5 protein-coding genes and 1 pseudogene are annotated in these 8,676 nt (G+C 45.6%); 1 reads left to right on the top strand and 5 read right to left on the bottom strand.

Annotated features, from left to right (window positions below):
- Positions 1-605 (top strand): annotated as a pseudogene (locus AB6E85_RS02100) (alkene reductase); the annotation flags it as partial.
- 286 nt (positions 606-891) lie between these two features.
- Here the strand turns inward: AB6E85_RS02100 and rlmJ are convergent.
- From rlmJ to AB6E85_RS02075, 5 genes are all read right to left on the bottom strand, one after another.
- Positions 892-1,758, bottom strand: a complete 867-nt coding sequence (rlmJ, locus tag AB6E85_RS02095; protein WP_048614132.1) for a 23S rRNA (adenine(2030)-N(6))-methyltransferase RlmJ — start codon at positions 1,756-1,758, stop codon at positions 892-894.
- Positions 1,759-1,958: 200 nt separating this feature from the next.
- Positions 1,959-2,912: a protein translocase subunit SecF gene (secF, locus tag AB6E85_RS02090; RefSeq protein WP_372141231.1), complete on the bottom strand. Its 954-nt coding sequence runs from the start codon at positions 2,910-2,912 to the stop codon at positions 1,959-1,961.
- 2 nt (positions 2,913-2,914) lie between these two features.
- Positions 2,915-4,714: a protein translocase subunit SecD gene (secD, locus tag AB6E85_RS02085; protein ID WP_372141229.1), complete on the bottom strand. Its 1,800-nt coding sequence runs from the start codon at positions 4,712-4,714 to the stop codon at positions 2,915-2,917.
- A 275-nt stretch (positions 4,715-4,989) separates the two neighbouring features.
- A complete protein-coding gene (locus tag AB6E85_RS02080; RefSeq protein WP_372141243.1) occupies positions 4,990-5,454 on the bottom strand; it encodes a hypothetical protein in 465 nt (154 codons plus the stop codon).
- 306 nt (positions 5,455-5,760) lie between these two features.
- On the bottom strand, positions 5,761-8,529 hold the full coding sequence (locus AB6E85_RS02075) for a M16 family metallopeptidase (protein WP_372141227.1): 2,769 nt from the start codon (positions 8,527-8,529) through the stop codon (positions 5,761-5,763).
- Positions 8,530-8,676: the final 147 nt, after the last annotated feature.

Here is an 8,676-nt window from a genome sequence, read left to right as displayed (position 1 = left end):
CATCATTGTTCATTTTGGTAGGGTGCAAGTGTTCAAAACGCGCGACGCTGCACAACGGTGGCAATGGCTACCTTATCGATCAATTTCTAAGAACCAACTCAAACAAACGCACCGACAACTACGGCGGTAGCCGCGAGAACCGACTTCGCTTTCTAATCGAAGTTGTGGATGCAGTGATTGAAGCAATTGGCGCAGACAAAGTAGGCGTACGCTTGGCTCCGTTCATCACTTTCAAAGACATGAACTGCCCAGACATCGTGCCAACGATTTTAGAAGCTTCAAAGGCCCTGCAAGCGCGTAATATCGCTTATCTGCACCTGTCAGAAGCCGATTGGGATGATGCTCCGGTTATCCCTGAAAGCTTCCGTGTCGAACTAAGAGCCTTGTTCTCCAACACCATCATCGTCGCTGGCAGTTACACACCACAACGCGCCGAAGAAGTGTTAAGTAAAGGCTACGCCGACCTCGTCGCATTTGGTCGCCCATTCGTAGCAAACCCCGATCTCGTTTCACGCCTTCAAAACGGCAGCGAACTATCCGATCTCGATGGCGCTACGCTATTCGGCGGCAACGAAAAAGGCTATATCGATTATCCAGCTTTGTAGTAGATCTTGAAGTGATAGTGATGCCTTGAGTTTTCCTTCAGGCAAAAGAAAGGCTCGCATGACTAGTGCGAGCCTTATGCAGTTTAGGGGGTAAACCACAATCTAGTTTAATTATTTAACTTATGAGCCATTATGCACTTGTGCGCATTGATATTCTATTTTTAAATGATTCACTGCAATTAATCAATCGATAAAAGTTAGCGTTTGGTCAATTTAAACCACATAGATAACAGTGATTTAGTGATTGATGTCTAGAAAACCATCATAAAACCCATAAAAATCAGACCTATAAGCTTCTCATTTGCCAGTAACCTTCACCATTAGTCGCGAGTTGGCTGTGTAAATAATCGAGCGTATCTGCGACCGTTCCCGCAATGCCTTGTGGTGGATTGAACAACAGTAAACCACTGCCGATCAGGCGATCATCACCTTTGGGATCTCGAAGGCGAAGTTCCGACTTAATCGGACTTGGTAGCAAGCCATCTTTCACCGCTGTCACGCAGTGGTTCAGAATCAGTGAGCTCTTATCATCCGTGTAAAGCGGATACCAAATCAGGGCCGATACCTTTTCAGACTGTTGATACGCCTTAACCAAGGCATCGATCACTGCGAGATATTCAGAATCGGTTTCATAGGGTGGATCGATAACAATCAGGTGATGGTTGTCGTGTTTTGCTATGTCATCAGGCAGTGCTTTCAAGCCATCGCCCGCGGTAATGGTGAGCTTACTTGAGACATCGAGATCGCGTTGTAGCTTCTCAATGTTGGTTTGTAGTAGGTCAGCTTCATCTTGCTGAATGTCTGAAAAATAGAAGCTATCTTGGCTGCGGCCTTGTTGGTAAGTGATGGCTGCTGAGCCCGGATAAAGAGAGATAAGTTGATTCGGATTGTAGTATTCCAGCACCGACATAAAAGAGCTAAATGCTGGCGGTAGATAAGCCTTGTTTCGCCACAAGTACCCGACCCCTTCAGCAAACTCACCAGCATGATTGCTTGGTGCGGTAGTGAGGTCATAACACCCTGTACCAGAGTGCGTGTCGATAACATTGAGGCGTGAATGTTGCTGCATTAATGACTGAACAAGTGCACTCAATACTGGATGCTTTAGCGCATCACCATGGTCGCCTACATGACATTGATGTCGATATTCCATTCCCTTGCCTCATTTCTACGAACGTCATCTAAACATACTTCATATCATGAGGGCTTGCCTGCTCAATCCATCGTTTTTTGAAATAGGCTCTCTTTTCTGTAACTGTCTGACTCTTATAAAAAATAAAGCCCTTCGTTTTGTTATAAACGAAGGGCTTGTTGACGTTACTGACTAAGTCGTACAGTTAACCAACAGAGAGCTTAAGGGTACTCGCCCTCAACTTCTACCGGCGCTTTCACTTGGTAGTGACAAGGCTGTAGGCCAAGTAACTTAGGCAGTGTGATACCGACAGACACTGAAGACCACGTACCGCTGACAATACCTACAACCAGTGCAATCGCAAATCCTTGTAGTGCAGCACCGCCAAGTAGCCAAAGTGCAGATACGGTGATTAGCGTTGTACCTGAAGTCACCATAGTGCGTGAGAAGGTCGCTTTAACCGATTCGTTAAGCAGGTTATCAGTGTCACCGTTTGGATTGCCACGCAGCATTTCACGAACACGGTCGGCAATGATGATCGAGTCATTCAACGAGTAACCCAAAATCGCCAACACAGCGGCTAACACAGTCAAGTTGAACTCGAACTGAGTAAAAGCGAACAGACCCAAGATAAGCGTCACGTCATAGATGATCGCTGCAAGGGCGCCGAGTGCTAAACGCCATTCAAAACGTACACTCAGGTACAGCATGATCATTAGGAAACACACCAATACCGCCAAGCCACCTTGGTCAACCATGTCTTGACCGACTTGAGGGCCAACCACGCTGCTGTTAAGCACTTTTACTTGGTCACTTACAGAAGACAAAGCATCCACTAAGTTTGGCTGTGGAGCGTCTGTCAGTTGGCTGTAACGGATTGTCCAGCGATCCTGTTCTGCCATACCAACCACTTGCACATCTTGTTGGAAGGCCGTATTAAGCTTTGTTTTTAACGCATCTTTGGTGACTTGATCAGAAAGCTGAACCTCAGCAACCACACCACCTGTGAAGTCCAAGCCCCAATTAAAACCTTTCACCGCCACCAGCATCACAGAGCTCATGAACAGCACAATAGATATCGCAGACATCACCTTACGAAGGCGAGTCATATTCTTATCCGAAATATAGCTATTTGAAAAATAGCGGTCTGAAATAGTCATTTTTGAAGTACTCATGCTTAAATCCTTACATCGTGGCGTTGGTCACGCCCCCAAACCAAATTGATGATCGCTCGTGAAGCAAAAATGCCCGTGAACATACTGGTTAGAAGACCTAAGCCCAGTGTCAAAGCGAAGCCCTGAATCGGTCCATTACCGATTGTGTATAGAGCCACAGCAACGATCATGGTGGTGACGTTAGCATCGAAAATTGACGAGAATGCGCTATCGAAACCACGATCGATAGAGCTAGCAAAGCTACGCCCTTCTTTCATTTTGTCTCGAATACGCTCGAAGATAAGCACGTTGGTATCCACCGCCATACCGACGGTCAGTACCAAGCCCGCAATACCCGGCAGAGTTAATACCGCACCCGGTAGCAAGGCAATCAAACCAAACAACGTGGTCATGTTAACCACCAATGCACAGTTCGCGACCCAGCCAAGACGGCGGTACCATAGCGCCATAAACGTTAGAGTAAGACCAAGGCCAAGAGCCAAAGCAGCAAAGCCATTCGTTACGTTTTCAGCACCCAAAGATGGGCCAATGGTACGCTCTTCAATGATGGTAACAGGCGCTGTTAATGAACCCGCACGTAGCAGTAGAGCAAGCTCTTGTGCTTCTACCATGCTGCCTGCACCTGTGATTCTGAAACGGCTACCCAGTTGAGATTGGATGTTCGCAACACTGATCACTTCACTGGTTTTTTCGCTGTTACCGGCTCTGTCACGGCTGTATTCGCTGTAAACGGTCGCCATTGGCTTACCGATGTTATGGCGAGAAAACTCAGACATTTTCTTACCACCAGAAGAATCCAGCGTAATGTTTACTTCTGCACTGCCCATCTCACCAATGCCACTGCGTGCATCGATAATATGTTCACCGCTTAATACCGCTTTGCGAGCAACCACGACACGATTACCATCTGAATCTTTCAGAGTTTGAGTATTGCGCGTTGCGTTGTCGTACACAGAGTAGAACGCTAATGAAGCCGTAGCACCAATCACGTCTTTCGCAGCTGCAGGGTCTTGTACACCCGGTAATTCGATACGGATACGGCTTTCACCTTGGCGTTGAATCGATGCCTCAGTGATGCCTAGCTCTTCAATACGGCTGCGCATGATCTGTAGGTTTTGTTGAACCGTTAGGTTGCGTAGCGTTCTTTGCTCTTCTTCAGACTGAGTTAACGTTAGTGATTTATCTGAACGGTCACGTTGCCATTGTGGGAACTCTTCGCGAATCAGCTTTTGTGCTTTCTCGAAATCTGCATCAGTACGGAAGTTAAATTCAACTTGGTTATTCACCACTTTACCGCGTGCATAACGCACTTGGCTGGTGATTTCATCGACCACAGATTGCGCTTGTGCGTGGTAAACCGGTTCCATGTCCACTTCTAGCAGGAACTGCACACCACCACGTAAATCAAGGCCTAGCTGAATCGGTGCGAAACCCATGTCAGTCAGCCATTTCGGAGCTGCTGGCTCCATCGCTAGTGCAACCGTCGCGTTGTCCAATAGGTGCTCATTCAGCACCTCTTTGGCTTTCGCTTGTTGTTCTGCATCTTCCAAGATGACAACCAAACGATTGTCTTTTTGGAATGCCGATTTGGCTTGGATGCCTTCGCTCGCAAGGTATTGGGTAATTTGACTCGCATCGATGGTCTGTTCAGAACGATTGTTAATTTGAACCGATGCGTTCTCGCCATACCAAGAAGGTAAAGCACTCAGAACCATGATGATGATAGTGGCGACAAGCACCACGTATTTCCACTTTGAGTAGTGGTTTATTTGTTTTCTTTGAATGCGTTTTTTCACAGTCAAGATCTCTTCTTTCTACCAATCACCGTAAATACGTGCTCAAAAATAGCACTAGAAAAAAGCAGTGATCGAGCATTTTAACCAGCTAGGGTGACCAGTTATTTACTACGATTGGTATGTCTAATATTTTGCGAACACGAGCAATGGCTAATCGCAACCAGAACAAGCTGATTGAAAGATAGTGATGCTAAAGCTGATGTCGCTATGTTTGTTTTGGTTAATTGGCGAGTTCAACGGTCACAAGTGACCATCGATACGACCAATTTAGGGTCAAACGATTAGCTAAGAAGTTCTCGGAAATGCGAGTATTGGATATTGCCCTCTTTCCACCCAGCAAGCCGGGAGGACGGAGAACTCACAATGCTGGTCCAGTGCTGCTTGGAATCCAACAATGGTGTGTTGAAAAGCAGAGAAGCCAGTAATGAAGGGGGAGAGAAGTCGATCAGTAGATGATAAGCAGGCTCAAGATCGGCCACGCTTTCTTGCTCGTTACTGAGCATACGTCTGAAGTTTGCTGCTTGAAGGCTAGATTCGGTGTCGTGATAGTTGGAACTGTCACCAGAAGGCACGGTGCCAAACTGAGCCTTATCGCACTCTAAGTAGCTCGACGGATTATCCGTAGCGGCTTGTTTACAAAGATCATTCTGTGAAGATTGCTCTTGAGTCGAGCATATTTGAAATGGCTTAGAAGGAAACGAATAGCCGTTAGAATTCACTAAGCCAAAGCTCAGTAAAAACAACATTAAGACTAATCGGGTACCCAGTTTAAGCAATCTAATATCCAAACAACATTCTCGTAGATCGTCAATCTACAATACAAATGAAACGCTGTCTTGATTTAAAACATTTTTTTAGAAAATGATACGATGCAACCGATTAAGCGTTCTCGAAATTTAGATTTACATAGATCTAAAACGGCTTAACAGCAGGTGATGCATAGACGTTATGAATGGTGGAAAAACAAGAAAGCCAAGCGGTGATCGCTTGGCTTTGGGTTGTCTCTTTCTGTTGGTTTCAGGCTTTAGGCTTTAGGCTTTAGGCTTTAGGCTTTAGGCTTTAGGACGCATGATGTTCTTAACCTTACGGCTATCTTCACCAAAGATGCGTTGGACAAGTTGATTCATGTCTTCCGCAGTGATCGACCTCGCCACTCGCTCAACTTGAGACAAAGCTTCGATATCGTAACCATGAAGTAAATAACGAGACAGGTACCATGCTTGGTCAATAGAGCTCATCTCGAGAGGCGTGAAGTCCGCTTCAAACTGTTTCACGACTGCGTGCATTTCCTTTTCAGAGACGCCTTGTAAAAGGTCTGCAATCACTTTATCGATCGCCACTTCGACTTGATCAACGTTCTCCGGCGCTACCATCGCCCCGATAACCCACTCACCACTCAGCTCACTATCTGCGGATGCTGAATACGTATATGGCGAGTAATCTAAGCTCAACTCTTCACGAATATAAGCATCTAAACGAGTTGCCAGCAGTCGTTCTAGCAAGTTTTCCGTGAAGATATCTTTTGCCGACACTTTAACTTCACTACTAGACTCAGAGATAACTCGTAGGATGTACTCTGCGCTATTCACATTGTTGATCGCTAAATCAATGCGTGATTCAGATGGCTGCTTGTAAGCAACCTTAAATTCAGGAACCTCGGCTTTGTCTAATGGAATCGAAGCCAAGTATTGCTCAACCAAAGGCTTTAATTCACTTGGGTCGATGTCACCCACGACCACCAATTGGTTATCTCTCATTTGACCAAACAGCTGCTGATGAAGATTAGCGACATCTTCCACAGAAACCGCTTCAACGCTTTCTTTATCAACAAGATAATGACCACTTTCCTGACGATAAATATTATGGTTTACCGCTAGTTCAAACTGACCAACAGGGCTACTCAAGAAAGATTCTTGACCTTGTACAAACTCCTGCTTCACTGCCTCTAACTGCTCGAGAACAATTTTAGGCGCAGTGATGAAGGTATAAAGCGCAGCAAACGTATCTTTAAGTCCGTTTTTATTGATATTAAATTCAATACCATGACGAGTATTACCAATAAAAGAATCGGCGCGAATATTTTCACGATCAAAGTACGCTAAAAGCTCAGAGCCCGTAAACTCACCGACACCGCTTCGAGCGAAGGTAGGTAACGCAACCTCAACTGCCGGGTACAAGCTCGGATCCAAAGCGGCTTTTCCGCCGAGGCTCATGTACATCACCCCAACATCATCACCTGCCACATAATCACGCAGGTACCACATGTCGATACCATTGCTTAACGTCCACTTTTGGATGTATGGGTCAACGGACATTTGTTCAGCAAGTACAACCTCTCCTTGCGAGCTAGGTACAGCAAAAGCACTGGCTGTTCCAATCGCAAGCGCCGGAACTCCCGCCTCGCTATACGTGGCTTTTAAACTATCGAGAGAGTCGATGACCGCGGTTCTTTCTTCGGAGTCGTCCATCCCAATAACAATAAAGTAATCATCAGAAAGTAGATTCTTGATGTTGTCGTTAATCACTTCAAGGCTCAAGTTAGCAATGAAAGCTTCCAAGCTGACTTGATAGTCTTTCTGTGATTGGACAATTCGATCAGTGACTAACGCACTCGCTTTGTAGTTCGCGTGTTCAACGCTGTCAATTTTATCCCAGTCACGCTCGATATTATCCAGCAAGTCTTGGTAGTAGTGCTGTTCGCCAACAATATCCGTTTCCGAAACACCAAAGTCACGCAATGACGCCAATGTAGAAAGCAGCTCTTGTTGGATAACTTCACGGTCTCCAGCCGGAAACCCAACACTTATTGATGAATAGTGCAGAGCGCCCATCTGATAGCCATCAGACGCTATCCATTGAGTCGGCAGCGCAGCATCATTGAACACCGCTTCTAACCGTTGTCGAATCAATTGTTGAGCGGTTTCATCTAACCAGCGTTGATGCTGCTGAGCATGATTTTCAACTCTATTTAAACCTCGGTTAAACGTCAGAGTGATGCTTGGCGCTTCTCTTCCTGCGTACTCAACATAATCACCTTCATTGAATGACGTCGTTTTCTGTTTCTCTGGTCTCGGCGTATCACCACGCTCCCAGCTAGAAAACTTTTCTTCAATGAGTGGAATCACGGTTTTGATGTCCACATCACCAGAAACGACCAGCTCAACTATTTGAGGTTGATACCAAGTCTGATAAAAGTTGGTGATGCCTTGAGGAGTGGCATTCACGATCGACGATTTCGTCCCTAGTGCATCTTGCGATTCGTACGGGCCGCCTTCAATGAAGTGATCATAATATATATCTCCGAATGACTTATCATCGAGGCGAGCCATACGGAACTCACCAAGAACCACGCCTTTTTCTTTTTCGACTTCTGAACTTGATAGATCCAGGCCATCACCAATGTCACGCATCCACGTTAAAGCAGACTGCAATTGGATGTTATCTGGCAAATCTAACTGGTAGACCGTCTCTTCATAAGAGGTGTAGGCATTAATATCAGCACCAAAGCTAGCGCCTGCGTCTTCGAATAGACGAATCACATCATTTTGAGAGAAATTCTTACTGCCATTGAATGCCATGTGTTCCAAGAAGTGCGCGTAGCCTTCTTGCTGGTCAGTCTCTTGAATCGAACCGGCGTGCACGACTAAACGCACAGAGACAGATTCTTCATGATCTGGATAAACATGATAAGTAAGGCCATTTTCTAGTTGGCCTGAAGTCCATGCCGGATCCGGCTGGATTGGCGTTTCGGTGGTTTTTGATGTTGAGCTACAGCCAACTAAGGTGAGGCATAGAGCCGTGGCTAAATAATATGTTTTCATAACAACCTCTTAATGTCATTCACCGACAATATACAGATTGGGATAACGATTATTATTTAATATTGAACCGGATGAGTATCTTTGTGATCTAGCTCTTCATTTTATAAACCACCAATCGTTATGTAAGATCGCTGTGCACATTTAAAG

Origin of the sequence: Vibrio sp. 10N.247.311.51 (assembly GCF_041467855.1) — a bacterium.
In the GTDB taxonomy this organism is placed as follows: domain Bacteria; phylum Pseudomonadota; class Gammaproteobacteria; order Enterobacterales; family Vibrionaceae; genus Vibrio; species Vibrio coralliirubri.
The sequence above is the reverse complement of the archived record's forward strand: the minus strand, read 5'-3'. Positions and strand labels throughout refer to the sequence as shown.

Excerpts from the sequence above, each read along its gene's own strand:
- AB6E85_RS02075 (WP_372141227.1), bottom strand. The coding sequence starts at position 8,529 with ATGAAAACATATTATTTAGCCACGGCTCTATGCCTCACCTTAGTTGGC.
- rlmJ (WP_048614132.1), bottom strand. The coding sequence starts at position 1,758 with ATGGAATATCGACATCAATGTCATGTAGGCGACCATGGTGATGCGCTA.
- AB6E85_RS02080 (WP_372141243.1), bottom strand. The coding sequence starts at position 5,454 with ATGTTGTTTTTACTGAGCTTTGGCTTAGTGAATTCTAACGGCTATTCG.
- secF (WP_372141231.1), bottom strand. The coding sequence starts at position 2,912 with ATGAGTACTTCAAAAATGACTATTTCAGACCGCTATTTTTCAAATAGC.